This window comes from Planktotalea sp. (assembly GCF_049680325.1).
Classification (GTDB): Bacteria; Pseudomonadota; Alphaproteobacteria; order Rhodobacterales; family Rhodobacteraceae; genus Planktotalea.
Map to the genome: position 1 here is coordinate 1 of NZ_JBAUHO010000298.1, position 20,866 is coordinate 20,866.

The following is a 20,866-nucleotide window of genomic DNA, read 5'->3' on the forward strand; positions in this document are numbered from 1 at the left end:
GGTTACGGTTGGAAGAATGATCCAGCCTTTATCCAGCGCAACTTTCGGTGGTTTTTTGTACAGAATTGTCCAAGCGCGAGATATCTGGACGAGCGTGAATTGGCAGGTTAAATAGCCCTATGACAATAAGCCCGATCACCCCGACCTACGCCGTTTCAGCGCAAATTGACCCAAGCGACTTTGCGAGCATTGCCGCTGCTGGGTATAAAACCGTGATTTGCAATCGCCCTGATGCTGAGAACCCTCCCCATTTGCAGGCGGCGGCAATGGCCGAAGCGGCCCAAAAGGCAGGCGTTGATTTCAAAGTGCTGCCCCTGACGCATCAGACGATGACGCCAGAAAATGTAGCAAAACAATTTGAATATGTTGCGAATGCAGGCGGTCCTGTCCTTGCCTATTGTGCGTCCGGCACGCGCTGTTCGGTGATTTGGGCGCTATCCCAAGCAGGCAAACAAAGCGCGGATGACATCCTCGCCCAAACGGCTAAAGCTGGTTACGATTTGTCGGGTTTGCGCGGCGCGCTCGGCTAGGCGTTTTGTGACCACTCATTATTTGCCCGTGCTCAACAGATCATCCAGTTCGTCCTGAACTGCTGCGGTATCCGAAGACGGGTGGGATGCGTCTGATGTGGCCACTGATTTGCCCTGCTCCATCGGCTTTTCTGTTTTGGGCGTTCGCTTTGAGTCGCGTGCGTCGTTGATGTTTTGCGCAACAATCTCGCCTTGGGCGGCAAGCGAGCGGCTTTGCATCAAACGAACCGCGCGCATTCCGTGAAGTTGCCCTAAATGCACCGGAGGCGAGGTTTGCCCGACCTTGTCTTGCAATTGCGCATGTTGCGCTGCGTTTTTCGGCAATGCCAAGAGCTGACCAGGTTTCAGTGCGCTCAGCTCGGACAAGGGCAGCGTCACTTTGCACATGACTGCATCCATTTCCACAACGGCAGCAAGCGCCGCGTTCCGCAGCTTGGGCTTTGCTTCTTGCGGTGATTGCCTGGAAGACTTGGCCGACCGCAACGCAGCGTTACGCGATGGGTCTTTTATCGGAAGAAACAGGCGAATTGCGCTGCTGCGATTGCCCCCGTCTACATCGCTATGCATCTCGAAACCGCGATACTCACTGGCGTCCAACAATAATACCATCAAGTGACGCGTTTCGACGGCATCCTCGGCGCGATATCCACGGGTCCAATAGGCGGTGGGCGCGCCCTCTAACGCTTCATCAAACAAACGTAAAAACCGCTCCAGGAACGGGAGAGCTAACGCTTTGTCCGTTCGGGTCATTTTTCGCATATCGCCCGTGGGTTTACCAACCTTTCCAAGGGTTTGCTGTTCAACAAATGCGACGATACTGCTTGGATCAAGACACATCACCCCGACAGAGCCATCGTCATGGACCACAGGGAACAGCGCCCAATCGTCATCCAGCTGCTCAACCATTTCAGCGAGATCCAGCCGGCTTTGTCGAATACCCCCGACACGCAGAGCCAGCTTGAAGGCCTGATCCGCGGCACGCGCAAGGCTCATACGGGCTGCCTTTACGGGCGAAACCGTTTGCTCCTCTGGATCAGCCTGATCGCTACGCAACTTGCGCCGAAGTACATCCGAATTGGGTTTGATTGCCCAGCCTCCAACAGATTGCAGCGCGCGCATTCTGCCCGCCTGCTGTTCTTGTTGGTTATGGGTCTAGCAATCAAGTCTTACCAAAGGCTTACAAAACGTCTGTTTTTACGGCCAAAATGATTGGTAATTGCACTCGGAACGCGGTGCCGCCCTGCCCTGGCAAGTAGAGGATTTCACCTTCTAGGCGGCTTACAATCTCTCGGCAAATAGACAGACCAAGACCAGCGCCGCCAGCTTTGGTTTGGCCAACCCGCGAGAATTTCTCGAAAATTACATCGCGCATCTTCGGGTCGATCACGCTGCCATTGTCGATGAAATCAACGGTGACATGCGTTTCGCTCTGGTAGACTTTGATCGTCAGGCAGGGTGCTTCGGCGTCACAGTATTTATATGCATTCGAGATCACATTTATGAACACCTGCGCAAGTCGATCCACATCTGTCTCGATGTCGACGTCTTCGCGCTCTTTTTGACGCATGATCTGAAATCGGTCATCGGCCATCAAACCAAGCGAAGCAATAGAGCCGTCAATTATCTCGCGCAGCGATTTACGGGACAGATTTAGCGACACACGCCCTGCTTCCAGGACCGACAAATCCAGCAGATCATCCAGCAAACGCGTCAGCCGCAAGGTTTCCGAGTGAATGATGCCTGCATAGCGCGCTTTGTCCTTGGCAGACATATCATCGCTGTCACGCAGGATTTCGGAGAAGGAGCGGATCGACGTCATGGGCGTGCGTAGCTCATGGCTGATCTGACCGAGGAACCCGTCTTTTTGAACCGACAACTGCGTGAGTTTTTCGTTGGCCCGTCGCAGTTGCTCTGCCGTGCGTTGCAACTCTTTGGACTGGGTTTCCAGCTTGTTCGAATAATCCATCAACTGCGCGCGCTCATCCGCCACGGCCAGCAGATCGTCAACAGAAACAGACGCACCGCCAACGATCTGGCCAACCATCGCATGCGCCGTCGTCGCCCCGACCGAACCCGCGAGTTCACGTTCAAGCAGGTTCAAAAATTCAGGCGTCGGCTCTGGTACCAGCCCACTCATGCCTTGTTTTTCGGCCTCGCGGCGAAACAGCTGCTGGGCCTCACGCGCGCCGACAATGCGTTGCGCCATTATCATCAGATCTTCGGATTGCGCGACAGAGCTGGACCAGCCACGTGTCGAGCTTGAGTGCTGAAAGACGTTGACGAATTGCGCACCTTGCAAACGCTCGAGCGGTTCCGGGAAGGTTCCCAAGGAAAAGATCAAAAAGAAGCCAGTGTTGAGCAGCATGCTCCAAAGCAGGCAATGCAGGATCGGATCGACGCCTTTGATACCAAAAAGCGCCTGCGGGGCGAGCCAGCCTATGCCAAACGGTCCATCAAGCATTGTCGCCTGTGAGAAAATGACGCCCTCGCCCAGGCTGGGCAGGAATAAGGAATAGGCCCAGACAAAAAAGCCGATCGAAAGCCCCGCAAGGGCCCCTTTGCGCGTCGCGCCGCGCCAGAAAATACCGCCAAGCAACACTGGCAAGGCCTGCGCAACCCCCACGAAGGACACCAAACCGATCGCCGCCAACGCAGCGCCGCCACCCGAGAGCTGAAAATAGAAATAGGCGAGCGTGACAACCGTCCCGATAGACACCCGGCGAGACAGCAAAACGATGTAGCGCACGTCGCCTGAAACACTGGCGCCGCTGCCTTTATAATGCAGCCAAACGGGCATAACGATGTGATTGGATACCATCGTTGACAGGGCAATCGCCGCAACAATCACCATCGACGTGGCGGAAGACAGCCCGCCAAGAAACGATAGCATCGCCAAGCTGTTATGACCTTGGCTTAACGGAACTGTCAGAACGAACATATCGGGGTTGGAGCCTGCGGGCAGCAAATCAAGGCCCGTCACTGCGATGGGTAGAACGAACAGGCTCATCAACATCAGATAGGCAGGAAAAGCCCATGACGCCAAACGCAAGTGGCGCTCGTCCGCGTTTTCGACCACCATGACGTGGAACATCCGCGGCAGGCATAAGAACGCGGCAGCGGAAAGGAAGGTCAAGCCAGCCCAACGCCCGCCACTCACATTCCAGGTTCCGATATCGGAGGCGTTGATCTTTTCCATCATCGGCGCGACCCCGCCAGCCAGCCCCCAGACAACGAAAACCCCAACCGCGAGAAGCGCTACGAGCTTCACAACCGCTTCTACGGCGATGGCCATAACGACGCCGTCATGGCGCTCGTTTACATCAAGTTTGCGCGTGCCAAACAAGATCGTGAACAGCGCAAGACCAACAGCAACCCAGAATGCGGCATTTGCTTGGTCCGCTTGATCGAACCCTGCGTTGGATGCTTCTGCAAAGACCGCATAGGATTGGGTCACGGATTGAAGTTGCAGCGCGATGTAGGGTGTGGTGCCAATGACTGCAAGCACGGTAAGCCCAACCGCAAGCAGGTTTGATTTGCCGAAACGGGATGAGATCAAATCAGCGATAGATGTAATACGTTGATTGCGCCCGATACGTACCAGTTTTCGAACGATCCACCACCAACCGAGCATCACAAGCGACGGCCCGAGATAGATTGTCACAAACTCCAATCCAGAGCGCACCGCAAAGCCGACCGCGCCATAAAAGGTCCATGCAGTGCAATAGATCGAAAGCGAGAGCGTGTAGATCAGCGGTGCGCGCAACCATTTTACGCGCCCAGCCCGAGCCGCGCGCTCGGCTGCAAATGCGACGATGAAAAGCGCAAGCACATAGAAAAGCGATACGAAAATAAGAAGATTGATCGGTCCCATTTACTCTGGCCTGATCTGTGTTTGCTCACGGCTGGCGGCCTGCGGATCGCTTGGCGCGTTTTCCGAATCTTGCAGCGCGCTGATTGCGTTGATCCGATGGGCTAGCAAACCACCCGTTACAATTAGGGCAAACCAGATCAAGAAAACGTAAACCGAACTGACCGAAGTCGTAACTGCGTTTGCCTCGCCAGATTGCGGCCAGATCAGCGGCACCATAAACAGAACAAGGCCGACAAAAGGAAGCAACCTTGCGCCGTCAACGATCCGCCGTTGTGTATAGCCACGCCGTTCTAGAAACAGGCGGTGTTGCGGGGCTTCGTCAGGCTTGTGCGCATCAGGTTCGCTCAAGACGCGCTCATTTCATGTAAGACTTCGATAATTTCAGAATTTGAAAATGGCTTGGTCATAAAGCGGGTCGCGCCAAGGCGCTCAGCCATTTCGCGGTCTTTGGCCTGCCCGCGCGCAGTTAACATCAGGACCGGGGTGCTCGCGACGCCTTGGGTGCTACGCACCTCGGACAGGATATCAAAACCGCTGCGTCCCGGCAGCATCACATCCAGAATCAAAAGATCAGGTTGCTTTGCTTTGACGACCTCAGCGGCATCATGGCCGTTGGAATGGGTCGAAACCGTCCAACCGTCGCGCGACAACAGGAAACTCACAGCCTCAATGATGTTGGGCTCGTCTTCTATCAATAGAACATGCTTGCTCACAGGATCCCCTCCCCTGGATCGCGGAAACGTGCCACGCTGCTATGCCATCCCCTCATAGCGATCTTTACCATATTCAAGCGCCGCGCATTTGCAAACAAAACAAAGTCCGCAATGCGCGCATGCGTTCTAGATGCCGCTTGCGAGAATGGATGGCTCGCGTCGTCCCAAACAATTGCCGCGCGGACAGATGCGGCAACTGACGCCGATGGGTTGGGCTTCGCCAAGCTCAAAGCTTGCCGCAGAAGCGGTCAATGGAATGACAAGCATATGCGCCTGCAACAAGGGCACGGCGCCGAATTGCGGTGCCGAAACAGGCGCTGCGATGGCCATGGTTTCAAAGCACCTGCTGTCCTGCCCGCTTTGCACCGCGTTCTGGCGTAGCGCGATCATCGGCCGTGACAGCGCCTGATACAGCGTCCACAACGGACAGGCCGCGCCAAAGCGTGGCAATGGAAAACTGCGTAAAGGTTTGCGCATGGTTAATGTGCCTGAACTGTCACAAACGGCCAGACCCAGACCGTCGGTGGCGATATCAAAGCGTGGATCGTCTACAACTTCGGCAAGGGCTTCGCCGCGAACGCTGGCCAAACGCCGCATCACAGAGCCCAAATCCAACCCATTGCGGCTTGCAATTTTTGCAGGCTCAAGGCCGACTTGGGACACCTCGTCCAACAGTTTCGCGAGGGGCAGCGCAGCCGCATCATTTGAATATCGCACCAGCAGTGCCTCGACCTGCGCGCGGGCCGAAGCAGAGATCAGCTCTTCCGAGGCTTGTGTGAGTAATGCAATAACCGCGCTGGTAGAAAATCCATCTGAGCGCGGCTCTTCCAATTGCGGAAAATGAAATTTGTGACGCTCAAAGAAGGCCTCGATTTCATCCTGCGGGGTCATCATCTGCTGCGTTTCGGAAGTTTCGCCGTTCAAATACGAAACCAAAGCTGCCGATCCTTCGGTCAAACGCTGTGCATCTTCGTTGATATTGCGGTGAAAGCGGCTTTGCCATTCCGGTTCCAGCTTTTCTGTTTCAACCAGAATGGAGGACGTCGAGCGGATCGCCGTGACCGCGCCCAGCATATCGTGCAGCGCTTCGGCCAGTTGCGGATCATGGGTCATCCTGTCGGTCAGGGAGACTACGGTTTGCTCGAGCGAGCTTTGCCGCTGCGCCATGCTTTCGATCAAACGCGCCCAACCGGGGAACCGGCCTGCGAATTCTTCGACGCGGTCCAACTCCGCACTATGGCCCTGCTGCGTTGCAGCGACTTCCCCAAGCGATGCGAGCAAAGCCGTTTCCGCGCCTTCGGTTAACAAGGCGGGTTCGACATCAAGAATTGACGCGAAGTCGAGCAGCAATTTACCCCCGATTCTGCGTTTGTTGTGTTCAATCAGGTTGAGATATGAGGCGGAAATACGTGCGCGACGCGCCAATTCAGCCTGTTTTAGGCCAATCATCACGCGACGTTCGCGGATCCGACTGCCTGTCAATGTGTCGCGACCCATTGGATTTCCTCTAAACTTTCAAGGCCATTCTGCGATGCAGAATAATAAATTTACAATGTATACTATTGCATTGTGCATTCGTTGACAAAATAATTGTTTTAATAAAAGCATTTGTTGTGAAATTTTCTAACTCACCGCCATATAGGTACAGCACTTTGTGCAACCCGTGAACGGTAGGAAGAGGAGCCTGCCCTCACATTTACACGAATCTGGGAGGATTTTCATGTCCACAAGCAACTTCACACGTCGCGGTCTTTTGAAGACATCCGCGGTCGCGGGCGCAGGCTTGGCATTGCCAACGTATCTGTCTGCGGCAAATCACGCCGGTTATACCAATGCCCCACAGGGCTCTACTGTAACGCTTGGCTTTAACGTTCCACAGTCCGGTCCTTACGCGGACGAAGGCGCTGACGAACTTCGCGCGCAGGAACTTGCTGTTGAGCATCTCAACGGCATGGGCGATGGCGGAATGATGAACACATTCAGCTCCAAGGCGCTGAAGGGTAACGGCATTTTGGGTAAGAAGGTTGAGTACGTCACAGGCGATACACAAACCAAATCCGACGCAGCACGCGCATCGGCGAAATCCATGATCGAAAAAGACGGCGCTGTTATGATTAACGGCGGTTCTTCTTCGGGTGTGGCTGTTGCTGTTCAAGGTCTGTGCCAGGAAGCTGGCATCATCTTTATGGCTGGCCTGACGCACTCCAACGACACAACTGGTAAAGACAAGAAAGCCAACGGCTTCCGTCACTTCTTTAACGGTTACATGTCTGCGGCTGCTTTGGCGCCTGTTCTTAAGAACGCATATGGATCCGACCGTCGCGCCTATCACCTGACAGCAGACTATACATGGGGCTGGACACAGCAGGAATCTATCGCTGCTGCAACAGAAGCCATGGGCTGGGAAACAGTGAACAACGTTTTGACGCCACTCGCGTCAACGGACTTCTCTTCCTATATTGCGCCTGTTCTGAACTCTGGTGCCGACGTTCTGGTTCTGAACCACTACGGCGGAAACATGGTTAACTCTTTGACAAACGCGGTTCAGTTCGACCTGTTGAACAAAGAAGTAAACGGCAAGAAGTTCGAAATCGTTGTTCCACTCTATTCCGAGTTGATGGCCGCTGGTGCGGGCTCCAACGTGGAAGGTGTTATCGGTTCGATGAACTGGAACTGGCAGCTTCAGGATGAAGGTTCCAAAGCCTTCGTTAAGTCCTTCGGCGAAAAGTACGGTCGCCCACCATCAAACTCTGCGCACACATGCTATGTTCAGACGCTGCTTTATGCAGATGCGTGTGAGCGTGCGGGCACATTCAACCCTTGCGGTGTTGTTGAAGCGCTTGAAGACTTCGAGTTCGACGGCATGGGTAACGGACCTGTTCTGTACCGTGGCGACGATCACCAGTGCTTCAAAGACGTGCTTGTTATGAAGGGTAAAGAAAACCCAACAAACGAGTATGACACACTGGAAATCGTTGAAGTTACACCACGTGCCCAGGTTGAGTATGCACCTGACCACCCAATGTTTGCCGGTGGCGATCTGGGTACTTGCAACCCCGGCGCATAAGCTAATCCCAAAACAACGCAAGGCGGGGGGTAACCCTCGCCTTGTATAAAATTTCGCTGACATTTTGTGTCGCTGCCTTTCTCTGGAACGCAGCGCTCGAATGCTAAGTATTGGTGGAGACCATGGACGCAATCCTTCTTCAAATCTTAAACGGCCTGGACAAGGGATCCGCCTATGCGTTGATCGCTTTGGGTCTCACATTGATCTTCGGCACGCTTGGTGTTGTTAACTTTGCCCACGGGGCATTGTTCATGATCGGTGCATTTTGCGCAGTCACGGTTAGCCGCCTGCTCAACGTCAGCCGCACCATCATTGATGAAACGCAGAAAGATTTTCTCGGTAATCCGCTGAAAGTTGAAGTTCCTTACCTGCATGACATGTTCGGAGCAGAAACTGGCGCCACAATCATTGATTGGGCGGTTCCGCTTTCGATTCTCTTCGCCATTCCGATCATGATTGCTGTTGGCTTCATCATGGAACGCGGGCTTATCAAGCACTTCTACAAACGCCCTCACGCAGATCAGATTCTCGTAACATTTGGTTTGGCGATCGTTTTGCAAGAAGTCATCAAGTATTTCTACGGAGCGAACCCGATCCAGACGCCTCCTCCAGAAGCGTTCCGCGGCTCGTTTGATTTTGGTCTGCTGATCGGATTTGACGCAAACACAGTGATCTACCCTTACTGGCGTTTGGTCTATTTTGCCTTCTCCACCGTTGTTATTGGTGCCGTCTTCGCTTTCTTGCAGTTCACAACCTTCGGCATGGTCGTCCGCGCAGGTATGGCAGATCGTGAAACAGTTGGATTGCTCGGCATCAACATCGACAAACGCTTCACAATTATGTTTGGCATAGCGGCCGCTGTCGCTGGTCTGGCTGGCGTCATGTACGCTCCGATCAACTCGCCGAACTATCACATGGGCATGGACTTTCTCGTCCTCAGCTTCGTTGTGGTTGTTGTGGGCGGCATGGGCTCCATGCCCGGCGCTGTTCTTGCGGGTTTCATGCTTGGTATTCTGGAAAGCTTTGCTTCCATGAACGAAATCAAAAGCCTTATCCCCGGTATCGACCAGATCATCATCTATGTTGTTGCCATTCTCATTCTGCTTACACGTCCACGTGGCCTGATGGGTCGCAAAGGCGTGATGGAGGAATAATAATATGTTCGGACTAGACAAAAAAGATACGTCCCTGCTGATGATCGTAGCGATCCTCACCATGTTCGCACCCTTCATCCTGAACCCCTTCCCGGCAGATAGCGCGATGGCTCAGTTCAACGCGGGCTATCCTGACTTGATGCAGCGGTTTGTAATCTTTGGTATCTTCGCCATCGGTTTTAACATCCTGTTCGGCCTGACTGGCTATCTCAGCTTTGGTCACGCGGCCTTTCTGGGTGTCGGTTCCTACTCAGCTGTCTGGATGTTCAAACTGCTGAGCATGAACGTCCTCCCTGCGATTGCTCTTTCGGTTGTTGTGGCGGGTCTCTTCGCACTTGTCATCGGCTACGTCAGCTTGCGACGCTCGGGCATCTACTTCTCGATCCTGACACTGGCGTTTGCCCAGATGAGCTTTAACCTCGCCTACTCGGTTCTGACCCCGATCACCAACGGTGAAACCGGTTTGCAACTTTCACTGAATGACCCCCGGATTCTTGGCGTAAGCCGGACTGCGGACGGCTCGATCCCAGTGACAGGCCTGTTCGGGCTTGAGATGCGCTCTACTTTCTCGTTGGACGTCGGCATCTGGCAGTTCCAGTTCAACATCGGCTACTATCTTTGTGCAGTCGCACTGCTGCTGGCTTTCTATCTTGCCATCCGCATTTTCCGCTCGCCTTTCGGATTGATGCTGCGCGCGGTCAAATCCAACCAACAGCGGATGAACTACACGGGTCTTAATACACGCCCCTACACGCTGGCCGCTTTCGTGATCTCCGGTATGTATGCTGGTCTTGCAGGTGGTTTGATGGCCTCAATGGATCCACTTGCAGGCGCTGAGCGTATGCAGTGGACAGCCTCTGGCGAGGTGGTTCTCATGACCATTCTTGGCGGTGCTGGCACATTGATCGGCCCGGTTCTGGGCGCGGGTTTCATCAAATACTTCGAGAACATCTTCTCCAAGATCAACGACAACGTGCTACATGGCTGGTTCAGCTTTATGCCCGATGGCCTTGAAGACTTTGTCATCGCAATCATCCACCCCTTCATCGGTAAAGGCTGGCACCTGACGCTGGGCATCTTGTTTATGCTTGTCGTGACCTTCCTGCCCGGTGGCCTTGTTGAAGGTGGCCAGAGAATTGCCAAGCTTTTCAAGCGCGGCAAGGATGACGATGGCGCGAAAAGCGCTGATGCGACAACACCTGCGGAATAGGAGACAGATCAATGGGTATCCTTGAAGTCAAAAACGTAGGCAAACGCTTCGGCGGTCTACAAGCCCTCAGTGATGTGAATCTCACAGTTGAGGAAAATACAGTCCACGCGATTATCGGCCCCAATGGTGCCGGTAAATCCACCCTGCTCAACTGCCTTGTCGGCAAGCTGATCCCGGACACAGGCTCTGTCATGTTTGACGGGCAGTCGGTTCTGGGGCGCAAACCCTTCGAGATCAACCAGATGGGCATCAGCCGTGTTTTTCAAACACCTGAAATCTTTGGTGATTTGACGGTTCTTGAAAACATGATGATCCCCTGCTTTGCCAAGGAAAACGGCGCTTTCAAGCTGAACGCCATTGGCTCGGTTATGAATCAGAAGAGCGTGATCGAAACCGCTGAAAAGATGCTTGAAGACATGAACATGGCCGACAAACGCCATATGCATGCAGCATCCATGAGCCGTGGTGACAAACGTCGTCTTGAAATTGGCATGTGCCTGTCTCAGGAACCGCGCCTGTTGCTTCTCGATGAACCAACCGCAGGCATGGCGCGCGCGGATACAAACAACACGATTGATCTGCTCAAACAGATCAAGGAAGAGCGCGACATTACCATTGCGATCATTGAACATGATATGCACGTCGTATTTTCCTTGTCCGAGCGCATCACAGTGCTGGCACAAGGCACACCGTTGGTGGAAGACACGCCAGAAAACATCAAGGGCCATCCTAAGGTGCGCGAAGCGTATCTTGGCGAGAGCGCGTAAAGGAGACCTGAAAGATGAATGTTAAACCCGACTTCTCCAATAACGCCAATCAAGCAGCCACTGCTCCGGCCTTCCTGTCTGTTTGGGATATGCACGCCTACTATGGGGAAAGCTATATTGTTCAAGGTATTAGCTTTAATGTGCACGAAGGCGAAATTCTTGCTTTGTTAGGTCGTAACGGTGCGGGTAAAACCACGACGCTGCGCGCCATTGCACGGCTGGACGACCCTCAGGTTTCGCATGGCGAAATCTGGCTGGATCATCAGCCATTGCACAACATGAAAAGCTATGAAGCCTCGACTGCTGGCCTAGGCCTTGTCCCGGAGGACCGCCGCATCATCGCCGGACTCACCGTTGAGGAAAATCTGAAACTTGCCCAGATCGCACCGCCTATCGGTTGGTCGATTGAACGCTTGTATGACCTCTTCCCGCGCCTTGGCGAGCGCCGCAATCAAGAAGGCATCACGCTTTCTGGTGGTGAGCAGCAAATGCTGGCAATTGCGCGCGCACTTGCACGTGATATCAAAGTGCTGCTGTTGGATGAGCCCTACGAAGGTCTTGCGCCCGTTATCGTAGACGAGATCGAAAAAACGCTCCGCATTATTAAAGAGCAGGGCATGACCACTGTGATCGTTGAACAGAACGCGGTGCGTGCGCTTGAACTTGCTGATCGCGCTGTGATTTTGGACACTGGCGGGATCGTCTTCGACGGCTCGGCGGCAGAGGTTCTGGAGAACGAAGAACTCCGGGCCGAATATCTCGCAATCTAAACACAAACGGACCCGACCTGCCCTCGCGCGTCGGGTCTTTTCATTTTTGCTCATTGAGCAACGCTAAAGCAAAACGACAGACCAGACTGCCATAAGCGCACTGGTCCCTACTATGGAGACGATCCCATGCCCAAGACTTATCCCCCAAGTGCCGAGCTGGCAGCTTCGGCACATGTTGATGCGGCGAAATACGACGCAATGTATGCAGCTTCGATCGCGGACCCAGAGACGTTTTGGGGCGAGCAAGGCAAGCGGGTCGATTGGATCAAACCGTTCACAAAGGGAAAAGACGTTGATTTCAGTTTCGGCGATGTGGCGATCAACTGGTATAGCGATGGCACGCTGAATGTCGCCGCCAACTGTATCGACCGTCACCTGCCAACGCGCGGCGATCAAACGGCGATTATTTTTGAGCCTGATAACCCTGATGAGGGCTCCAAGCACATCACTTACAACGAGCTGAGCCTTGCTGTGAACCGCATGGCGAACATCCTGGAAGAACTTGGCGTGCGCAAGGGCGACCGTGTCGTGCTTTATTTGCCGATGATCCCGGAAGCGGCCTATGCGATGTTGGCTTGCGCCCGTATCGGGGCAATCCATTCCATTGTTTTTGCAGGATTTTCTCCTGATGCTCTGGCCGCCCGCGTTAATGGTTCGGACGCCAAAGTTGTCATCACCGCCGACTACGCCCCACGCGGCGGCAAGGCGACACCGCTCAAAAGCAATGCCGATGCGGCCCTGCTACATTGCAAGGACACAGTGAAGTGCCTTGTGGTCAAGCGTACAGGCGGTCAGACCACTTGGGTCGATGGTCGCGATCATGACTATAATGAAATGGCGCTAGAAGCCTCTGACGTCTGCGCCCCTGCGGAAATGTCTGCTGAAGATCCCCTTTTCGTTTTGTATACTTCAGGCTCGACCGGCCAGCCCAAAGGTGTTGTGCACACAACTGGTGGATATTTGGTTTACGCGGCCATGACCCACGAGATTACCTTCGACTATAAAGAAGGTGACATTTTCTGGTGCACCGCCGATGTGGGCTGGGTCACAGGACATTCCTACATTGTTTACGGACCTTTAGCGAACGGCGCGACCACGATTATGTTCGAAGGCGTGCCGACATATCCCGACGCTTCGCGTTTCTGGCAGGTCTGCGAGAAGCACTCTGTTAACCAGTTCTACACTGCGCCAACGGCTATCCGCGCTTTGATGGCTCAGGGTAATGATTTCGTAAGCAAATGCGATCTATCATCCTTGCGAATCCTTGGAACAGTTGGGGAGCCGATAAACCCCGAAGCATGGAACTGGTATAACGACGTTGTTGGTCAGGGCCGTTGCCCGATCGTCGACACGTGGTGGCAAACAGAAACGGGCGGCCATTTGATGACCCCCCTACCCGGCGCGCATGCGATGAAGCCCGGTTCTGCGATGAAGCCGTTCTTTGGCGTGGAGCCTGTCATCCTTGATCCGCAATCGGGCGAGGAGATCAAAGGCAATCCAGCTGAAGGCGTGCTTTGCATCAAAGACAGCTGGCCCGGTCAAATGCGCACTGTCTGGGGCGATCACGAGCGTTTCCAGAAAACGTATTTCGCTGACTACAAAGGCTACTACTTTACGGGCGACGGTGCCAAGCGCGACGCGGATGGCGATTACTGGATCACTGGCCGCGTTGACGATGTAATCAACGTTTCTGGTCACCGTATGGGCACCGCAGAGGTCGAATCGGCACTCGTAGCGCACGCGAAAGTGGCCGAAGCTGCGGTTGTCGGCTACCCACACGAGATCAAGGGTCAGGGCATCTATTGTTATGTGACGCTGATGAATGGCGAAGAGCCCTCTGAAGAGCTGCGCAAAGAGCTACGGACCTGGGTGCGCACCGAGATTGGCCCGATTGCCTCTCCTGATGTGATCCAATGGGCACCTGGCCTACCGAAAACACGTTCTGGCAAAATCATGCGCCGCATCTTGCGCAAGATCGCCGAGAGCGACACAGGCTCGCTTGGCGATACATCAACCCTTGCTGATCCTTCGGTGGTCGATGATCTTATCAAGAACCGCGCAGGCGCGTAACGTCTTGTAACCATGCACGCAGGGCCTTTTCGAGCAATCGAGAAGGCCCTCGTTATTTCAGCGCAAGTTCTGCGTCATTTGCCAGCGCAGTCTGGAATTCCAGACCTGCCACATCTGCCAAACCCGTGTAAGAAGATCGTATTAAACGAAATTTTTATTCAAATCATTGGTAGAAACTATGGATTATCTCCTCGAATTCGCCAGCCCATTTGTCATCGAAATGATCGGTGTCTCCGGCTTTGTGCTCTATGTTGTAAACTATACTTTGCTCACGCTGCGGGTCTTGAACGCACGGCACGTTGCCTATTTCGCGATCAACCTCCTGGCGGCGAGCATGGTGTTGATAGGCCTCAGCGTCAGTTTCAATCTGGCGTCTGCCATGATCCAACTTTTCTGGATCGCGATTTCCATCGTAGCGATAACTGTGCGCGTGCTGGACGGAACAAACTACCAGCGCAAAGCGCATTAAAGGGCGCGCGCGGTTCGATTTCTCAAATTCCCCCTCGCAAAACCCGTTGCGAGGCCCCATCTTGCTCGATGACGCTGCGTCTTTTCACGCAACAATTCTTGCCGTATAAGCGGCGGCACATCAAAGCGGTGACACAGCCGCGCGCAAGTCAGGGACATTGAGGATTAGCATGAGTAACAAATCACACGAGGCCGATGTTGCATTCATTCAAGCGCTTGCAGAACTGCTGCGGGAAAACGATCTCACAGAGCTTCAGGTCAAGCGCGAGTATGCAGAAGATGACAGCCTTAATGTCCGTGTGAGCCGCGCCGCGCCACAAATGATTGCGCAGCCCGTCCAGGTTGCCGCGCCCGTTGCCGCGGCCCCCGCAGCAGCAGCGCCAGTTGCGCAAACGCCCGAAGATCCAGCCAAACACCCGGGCGCAGTTACCTCCCCAATGGTCGGAACTGTCTACATGCAAGCTGAGCCTGGCTCGCCTGCTTTTGTAACTGTCGGTGCACAGGTGGCCGAGGGTGACACCCTTTTGATCGTTGAAGCGATGAAAACAATGAACCACATCCCGGCTCCGCGCGCTGGTAAGATCACCCGCATCATGGTTGAAGACGGATCGACTGTTGAATTTGGCGCGCCACTCGTCATTATTGAATAAGGCGCTGATATGTTTGATAAAATCCTAATCGCCAATCGCGGTGAAATTGCGCTTCGAGTCATCCGTGCCTGCCGCGAAATGGGCATCCGTTCGGTCGCGGTGCATTCAACAGCCGACGCTGATGCGATGCATGTGCGTATGGCAGATGAGGCCGTTTGCATCGGCCCCCCGTCTGGCACCGAAAGCTATTTGTCTATTCCGGCGATCATCGCCGCCTGTGAAATCACCGGCGCGCAAGCGATCCACCCCGGCTATGGGTTCCTGTCCGAGAACGCGAATTTCGTTCAGATTATCGAGGATCATCAGCTTACATTCATCGGCCCGACTGCCGAACATATACGTGTGATGGGTGACAAGATCACGGCGAAGGATACGATGAAAGCGCTTGGTGTGCCTTGCGTTCCCGGCTCTGCTGGCGGCGTTCCGACACTGGAAGATGCCCAACGCATTGGCGAAGAAATCGGCTATCCTGTTATTGTCAAAGCCACGGCTGGCGGCGGCGGGCGCGGCATGAAAGTTGCTCAAACTGCGGCGGACATGGAAAGCGCGTTCATGACAGCGCGCGCTGAAGGCAAATCCAACTTCGGCAATGACGAAGTCTATATCGAAAAATATCTGACGACTCCGCGCCACATCGAAATTCAGGTCTTTGGCGATGGCAAGGGCCGCGCAGTCCACTTGGGCGAGCGGGATTGCTCGCTTCAGCGCCGCCACCAGAAGGTTTTTGAAGAGGCCCCCGGCCCTGCGATCAGCGCAGAAGAACGCGCGGCCATTGGCAAGACTTGCGCCGATGCGGTCGCGAAGATCGACTATATCGGCGCTGGCACCATCGAGTTTCTTTATGAGAACGGCGAGTTTTACTTCATCGAGATGAACACCCGTTTGCAGGTGGAACACCCGGTTACCGAAAGCATTTTTGGCGTTGATCTTGTTCGTGAGCAGATCCGCGTTGCGGCTGGTTTGGACATGTCTTTTATTCAGGAAGAGCTAACCATAAACGGTCATTCGATCGAGGTTCGCATCAACGCGGAAAAACTCCCGAATTTTTCGCCATGCCCCGGAAAAATTACGCAATATCACGCACCTGGCGGACTTGGCGTGCGCATGGATAGCGCCCTTTATGATGGCTATTCGATCCCGCCATATTACGACAGCCTGATCGGAAAACTGATCGTGCATGGCCGTGACCGACCAGAAGCACTGGCGCGTCTCCACCGTGCCTTGGGCGAACTGATCGTGGACGGTATTGATACGACCATTCCATTGTTCCATGCGCTCTTGCAGGAACCTGACGTGCTATCGGGTAACTACAACATCCACTGGCTAGAGCACTGGCTGGAAACCAATCTCGGCGGATAAAGATGCGTGAACGGGACTTTGCTTGTCTGAATTTTTAGTTAAGTTAGCCTCATGCGCGACGATATCCCTGCCCTTACTCCGCAATTGCTGCTGCATGCCTATCAGGCAGGAATTTTCCCAATGGCAGAGTCACGGACCGATCCAGAGTTGTTCTGGGTCGATCCGCGCCGTCGTGGCATCCTGCCTTTAGACGGGTTTCACATTTCTCGTTCTTTGGCGAAACGTATACGAACCGTTGGCTGGATCATCCGTGCAGATACAGATTTCGACGGTGTGGTTGCAGCCTGCGCCGAGCGCGAAGACACATGGATCAGTCTTGATATTGCCCGACTTTACAGCAGCTTACATAAGATGGGCCACGCCCATTCCTTGGAAATCTGGGACGGTGAGCAGCTCGTTGGTGGCGTCTATGGTGTTGTTGCAGGGACTGCATTTTTTGGCGAAAGCATGTTTTCGAAGCAGCGCGATGCGTCAAAGGTTGCGTTGGCATTTCTGACCACGCATCTTATTCGGTGCGGATTCACCCTATTTGATACGCAATTTTTAACGGATCATTTGGCGTCTTTGGGCGCGATAGAAGTAACGCGCGCCGCCTATCATGCGCTGCTACACGATGCGTTGCAGTCAGATGCCAAGTTTCACAAACATGCGCTACCAAGCGTTCAGGACGTGATACAGCGCAGGACCCAAACGTCATAGCGCGAATGCTCCATCGCGTTCAACGCGGGAGAGGATGCAATCATCCAGCCTTTGAAAATAGAAACGGCCGTCTCGGTTTCACTGACCTCCAAGAAGGCAAATGCGTCGTTTGCTGGCGCGCCTTCCGGGTAACGGCACGCGCGCACCACGACGCTTAGTTTTCCGATGTCTAGGTCCTGGCCGGTTGGCACGTCATAGTTTGAGCTTTGACCGCTCACTTTATCAAGCACGCGCAGTTTCGCGCCGCTCCCCGACGAAACAGCCTGCTGTGTGAATGCCGCGCTGCCAATCAGGCAAGTCGCTGAAAGTATTGATAAAAACAGCCTCACTCGCTCGATCCAGATACAAACTTCAAAAGCAAGGACACAAGGCTAACTGCGCTTTGTGTGTCTACGATTTCCGAGGATGGCTCATACATAAAAGGTGAGCCACCGGGCACGATTTCGACGAAGGTGCCACCAAGCAAGCCCTCTGAAGCGATCGCGATGGCACTATCGTCCGGGATTTCAATGCCATCCCTGATCTGGATAACTGTATCCGCGCGAAAGGTCTGGCTGTTGAGAGAGACAGAATCCACCGCGCCGATCTTGACCCCTGCCAAGCGCACGTCGGTGCCCACGTTCACACCCTCAAGCGAACGAAAGCTTGCTGTAAGAGGGTAGCTGCCCGAACTCGCGCGGATGCCGGTGATCTGCGCTGCATAGGCCAAAAAGCCCACCGCAACGGCCAGCACGGCGGCACCGACCAACACTTCTGTATTCTTATACGACATAATCGCCCTACCCCTAGCGCTGTGGCTTTATTCGGGTGCCCAAGCCTCGTAGTCGCTGCGATCAGCGGGCTGTGCGCGGCGAATGGAGCCAGCAGGAGCATAGGCAAGTGCCGTCCCTGTCAGGTTTTCCTGATGCGGCTTTTCCCAGGTCTTATGGACCAAAGGCTTGTCCGTGGGCGGTTCATCCCATGTGTGATGCAGCCAGCCATGCCAATCAGGGTTGATCTTGCTTGCTTCAATCTCACCATTGTAGATCACCCAGCGCTTTGATTTATCACGATTTTGGTAATAAATATTGCCAAGATCATCCTCGCCAACGCGAACGCCTTTGCGCCAAGTGAAAAGCTGTGTGTTCAGGGTTTGACCGTCCCACCATGTGAAGACGCGCAGGATTTTGCTGACAATGCCCATTGGAAACTCCGCTCATGTTTGCCCTGATATGCCTCATTGAAGCGCCAAGGTCTAGTGGCGTCTAGACGCACAAAGGCAGGCATTTTGCCCGCCTTTGTTGAAATTACTAACTTTGCCTAGCCCGCTGTCGCGGACTCTTTTTCTTTTTCGCCGTGGATCATCAAAGGTTCGGCTTTCGAGTTGACCGCCTCTTCGTTCACCACAACCTCTGTGACGCTATCGAGGCCCGGCAATTCAAACATCGTATCAAGCAAAATGTCTTCCAGAATTGAGCGGAGCCCGCGCGCGCCCGTCTTGCGTTCAATCGCGCGTTTGGCGATTGCGCTGAGCGCTTCGTCAGTAAAGGAGAGCTGCGTATCTTCAAGCTCGAACAGACGTTGGTATTGCTTAATCAAAGCGTTCTTAGGCTGCGTCAGAATGGTGACAAGCGCATCCTCGTCCAGATCTTCAAGCGTTGCCAAGACAGGCAAACGACCGACAAACTCCGGGATCAGGCCGAACTTGAGCAGGTCTTCCGGCTCGAGATCGGTGAAGATTTCACCGACGCCGCGATCATCATTGTCCCGCACATCCGCGCCGAAGCCCATTGCAGAGCCTTTGCCGCGCGCTGCGATGATCTTGTCCAGACCAGCAAACGCGCCGCCGCAGATAAACAGAATGTTCGTTGTATCCACCTGCAGGAATTCCTGCTGGGGATGCTTACGTCCGCCTTGTGGTGGAACAGAGGCAACCGTGCCTTCCATCAGCTTCAGCAAAGCCTGCTGAACGCCCTCGCCCGATACATCACGGGTGATAGACGGATTTTCTGATTTGCGCGTGATCTTGTCGACCTCGTCGATATAAACGATGCCGCGCTGCGCCTTCTCGACGTTATACTCGGACGATTGCAGCAGTTTGAGAATGATGTTTTCTACATCCTCGCCAACATAGCCCGCCTCGGTGAGCGTGGTCGCATCTGCCATTGTAAAGGGTACGTCCAGAATGCGCGCAAGGGTTTGCGCAAGAAGCGTTTTACCGCAACCCGTTGGTCCGATGAGCAAAATGTTGGATTTCGCCAACTCGATCTCACTGGATTTCTGCGCGTGGTTCAAACGCTTGTAGTGGTTATGAACCGCAACGGAGAGAACGCGCTTTGCCGTCGCTTGACCAATGACATAATCATCCAGAACCTGGCAGATATCTTTCGGCGTTGGCACGCCTTCCGAACTTTTCAGTCCAGCGGATTTTGTTTCTTCGCGGATGATATCCATGCACAGCTCGACGCATTCATCACAGATAAATACTGTCGGGCCAGCGATCAATTTACGCACTTCATGCTGACTTTTGCCGCAGAAGCTACAATAGAGCGTGTTTTTGCTGTCGCCGCTGGAGTTGCTCGCCATAGATCACCTTTCGGACTGCCGCCCTTGTTCATCTTTGGTGCAACACGATTTATCGCACCCAATTTCACGCAGCTTATGGGAGCAAGCCCGAAGCCACAATCGCAAAAAAGCGTGCGCGCCCAATCGGGCGAGCACGAAATACTTACTCTGCTTCTGCGTCGCCTTTGGCGCGCGTTTCGAGGATTTCGTCGATCAAACCAAAGGCTTTCGCATCTTCCGGCGACATGAAATTATCGCGCTCCAGAGCGCTTTCGACCTTTTTCAAGGTTTGGCCCGTGTGTTTGACGTAGATTTCATTAAGGCGCGTTTTGAGCTTTTGCGTTTCTTCCGCGTGGATCATGATGTCCGTTGCCTGGCCCTGATAACCACCAGAGGGCTGGTGAACCATTACGCGGCTATTAGGCAGTGAAAAGCGCATGCCCTTTTCACCAGCGGTAAGCAAAAGCGAACCCATCGAAGCCGCTTGCCCAATCACAAGCGTGGATACCTTCGGACGGATATACTGCATGGTATCGTAGATCGACAGACCAGAGGTTACAACGCCGCCGGGGCTGTTGATGTACATGCTGATCTCTTTGGACGGGTTTTCCGCCTCAAGGTGCAAAAGCTGCGCGACAATCAGGCTGGACATACCATCATGTACAGGACCGTTGAGGAAAATAATGCGCTCTTTCAACAGGCGCGAGAAAATGTCGTATGCTCGTTCACCGCGGCTGGTTTGCTCAACCACCATGGGAACCAGAGTGTTCATATATGTCTCGATCGGATCTTTCATATCTCGCCTGCCTACTGCTGCTGTGGTTGCTTATCATACGAAGCACTAAGAGAGTCTTAGTGCTGCCCCAAGGGGGCTGCAAGGGGGGCACCCCAAGTCAGCGTGATAACGGGCTTTTAACTTGGGGTGATTATGCGTGAAATTAGAACACATTGTTTCCTTACTAAATTCAACTTGGGGATATACCTACAAGGCGTT

General features: G+C 54.0%; 21 protein-coding genes. 11 read left to right on the top strand and 10 right to left on the bottom strand.

The features are described 5' to 3' along the window. The first annotated feature begins 119 nt into the window (after positions 1-119). Complete coding sequence (locus WBC85_RS13620; RefSeq protein WP_424438216.1) at positions 120-530, top strand: TIGR01244 family sulfur transferase; 411 nt, start codon at positions 120-122, stop codon at positions 528-530. An 18-nt stretch (positions 531-548) separates the two neighbouring features. Here the strand turns inward: WBC85_RS13620 and WBC85_RS13625 are convergent, their stop codons facing one another. The 5 genes from WBC85_RS13625 to WBC85_RS13645 all read right to left on the bottom strand — a co-directional run bounded on the left by WBC85_RS13625 (position 549) and on the right by WBC85_RS13645 (position 6,611). Then, positions 549-1,649: a hypothetical protein gene (locus tag WBC85_RS13625; protein WP_424438219.1), complete on the bottom strand. Its 1,101-nt coding sequence runs from the start codon at positions 1,647-1,649 to the stop codon at positions 549-551. A gap of 58 nt (positions 1,650-1,707) precedes the next feature. Beyond that, the gene (locus WBC85_RS13630; protein ID WP_424438222.1) at positions 1,708-4,401 is read right to left on the bottom strand and encodes an ATP-binding protein; all 2,694 of its coding nucleotides are present in this window, start codon (positions 4,399-4,401) and stop codon (positions 1,708-1,710) included. Next, entirely contained in the window at positions 4,402-4,749 is a 348-nt protein-coding gene (locus tag WBC85_RS13635; protein ID WP_424438225.1) for a hypothetical protein, read from the bottom strand. Continuing rightward, positions 4,746-5,114, bottom strand: coding sequence for a response regulator transcription factor (locus tag WBC85_RS13640; protein WP_424438228.1), 369 nt, complete (start codon positions 5,112-5,114; stop codon positions 4,746-4,748). The genes WBC85_RS13635 and WBC85_RS13640 overlap by 4 nt, the downstream gene beginning before the upstream one ends. A 126-nt stretch (positions 5,115-5,240) precedes the next feature. After that, a complete protein-coding gene (locus WBC85_RS13645) occupies positions 5,241-6,611 on the bottom strand; it encodes a short-chain fatty acyl-CoA regulator family protein (RefSeq protein ID WP_424438231.1) in 1,371 nt (456 codons plus the stop codon). A 223-nt stretch (positions 6,612-6,834) separates the two neighbouring features. On the opposite strand from WBC85_RS13645, the gene WBC85_RS13650 reads away from it, so the two are divergent. The 10 genes from WBC85_RS13650 to aat all read left to right on the top strand — a co-directional run bounded on the left by WBC85_RS13650 (position 6,835) and on the right by aat (position 17,328). Continuing rightward, positions 6,835-8,181 carry an ABC transporter substrate-binding protein gene (locus tag WBC85_RS13650; RefSeq protein ID WP_424438234.1) on the top strand — a complete coding sequence of 449 codons (1,347 nt, stop codon included), beginning with the start codon at positions 6,835-6,837 and terminating at the stop codon, positions 8,179-8,181. Between the two features lie 122 nt (positions 8,182-8,303). After that, positions 8,304-9,335, top strand: coding sequence for a branched-chain amino acid ABC transporter permease (locus WBC85_RS13655; protein ID WP_424438237.1), 1,032 nt, complete (start codon positions 8,304-8,306; stop codon positions 9,333-9,335). A gap of 4 nt (positions 9,336-9,339) precedes the next feature. Next, complete coding sequence (locus tag WBC85_RS13660; RefSeq protein ID WP_424438240.1) at positions 9,340-10,545, top strand: branched-chain amino acid ABC transporter permease; 1,206 nt, start codon at positions 9,340-9,342, stop codon at positions 10,543-10,545. Positions 10,546-10,556: 11 nt separating this feature from the next. After that, the gene (locus WBC85_RS13665) at positions 10,557-11,312 is read left to right on the top strand and encodes an ABC transporter ATP-binding protein (RefSeq protein ID WP_424438243.1); all 756 of its coding nucleotides are present in this window, start codon (positions 10,557-10,559) and stop codon (positions 11,310-11,312) included. 14 nt (positions 11,313-11,326) lie between these two features. Further along, positions 11,327-12,082, top strand: coding sequence for an ABC transporter ATP-binding protein (locus WBC85_RS13670; RefSeq protein WP_424438246.1), 756 nt, complete (start codon positions 11,327-11,329; stop codon positions 12,080-12,082). Positions 12,083-12,208: 126 nt separating this feature from the next. Beyond that, positions 12,209-14,152 (top strand): acetate--CoA ligase, encoded by a 1,944-nt coding sequence (acs, locus tag WBC85_RS13675; RefSeq protein WP_424438249.1) that lies wholly within the window; start codon positions 12,209-12,211, stop codon positions 14,150-14,152. A 178-nt stretch (positions 14,153-14,330) separates the two neighbouring features. Further along, entirely contained in the window at positions 14,331-14,621 is a 291-nt protein-coding gene (locus WBC85_RS13680) for a CBU_0592 family membrane protein (RefSeq protein ID WP_424438252.1), read from the top strand. Between the two features lie 169 nt (positions 14,622-14,790). After that, complete coding sequence (accB, locus tag WBC85_RS13685) at positions 14,791-15,270, top strand: acetyl-CoA carboxylase biotin carboxyl carrier protein (protein WP_424438255.1); 480 nt, start codon at positions 14,791-14,793, stop codon at positions 15,268-15,270. A 9-nt stretch (positions 15,271-15,279) separates the two neighbouring features. Then, on the top strand, positions 15,280-16,629 hold the full coding sequence (accC, locus tag WBC85_RS13690; RefSeq protein ID WP_424438258.1) for an acetyl-CoA carboxylase biotin carboxylase subunit: 1,350 nt from the start codon (positions 15,280-15,282) through the stop codon (positions 16,627-16,629). Positions 16,630-16,680: 51 nt separating this feature from the next. Beyond that, complete coding sequence (gene aat / locus WBC85_RS13695) at positions 16,681-17,328, top strand: leucyl/phenylalanyl-tRNA--protein transferase (RefSeq protein WP_424438261.1); 648 nt, start codon at positions 16,681-16,683, stop codon at positions 17,326-17,328. On the opposite strand, the gene WBC85_RS13700 is transcribed toward aat, so the two are convergent. The 5 genes from WBC85_RS13700 to WBC85_RS13720 form a co-directional block, all read right to left on the bottom strand. After that, positions 17,292-17,558, bottom strand: a complete 267-nt coding sequence (locus WBC85_RS13700; protein ID WP_424438264.1) for a DUF2155 domain-containing protein — start codon at positions 17,556-17,558, stop codon at positions 17,292-17,294. The two genes, aat and WBC85_RS13700, sit on opposite strands and share 37 nt — an antisense overlap. A gap of 95 nt (positions 17,559-17,653) precedes the next feature. Then, entirely contained in the window at positions 17,654-18,100 is a 447-nt protein-coding gene (mlaD, locus tag WBC85_RS13705) for an outer membrane lipid asymmetry maintenance protein MlaD (protein WP_424438267.1), read from the bottom strand. 27 nt (positions 18,101-18,127) lie between these two features. After that, positions 18,128-18,511: an NADH:ubiquinone oxidoreductase subunit NDUFA12 gene (locus WBC85_RS13710; RefSeq protein WP_424438270.1), complete on the bottom strand. Its 384-nt coding sequence runs from the start codon at positions 18,509-18,511 to the stop codon at positions 18,128-18,130. Between the two features lie 116 nt (positions 18,512-18,627). Next, the gene (gene clpX / locus WBC85_RS13715; protein WP_424438273.1) at positions 18,628-19,893 is read right to left on the bottom strand and encodes an ATP-dependent Clp protease ATP-binding subunit ClpX; all 1,266 of its coding nucleotides are present in this window, start codon (positions 19,891-19,893) and stop codon (positions 18,628-18,630) included. A 142-nt stretch (positions 19,894-20,035) separates the two neighbouring features. Beyond that, positions 20,036-20,668, bottom strand: a complete 633-nt coding sequence (locus WBC85_RS13720; protein ID WP_424438276.1) for an ATP-dependent Clp protease proteolytic subunit — start codon at positions 20,666-20,668, stop codon at positions 20,036-20,038. Between the last annotated feature and the right edge of the window lie 198 nt (positions 20,669-20,866).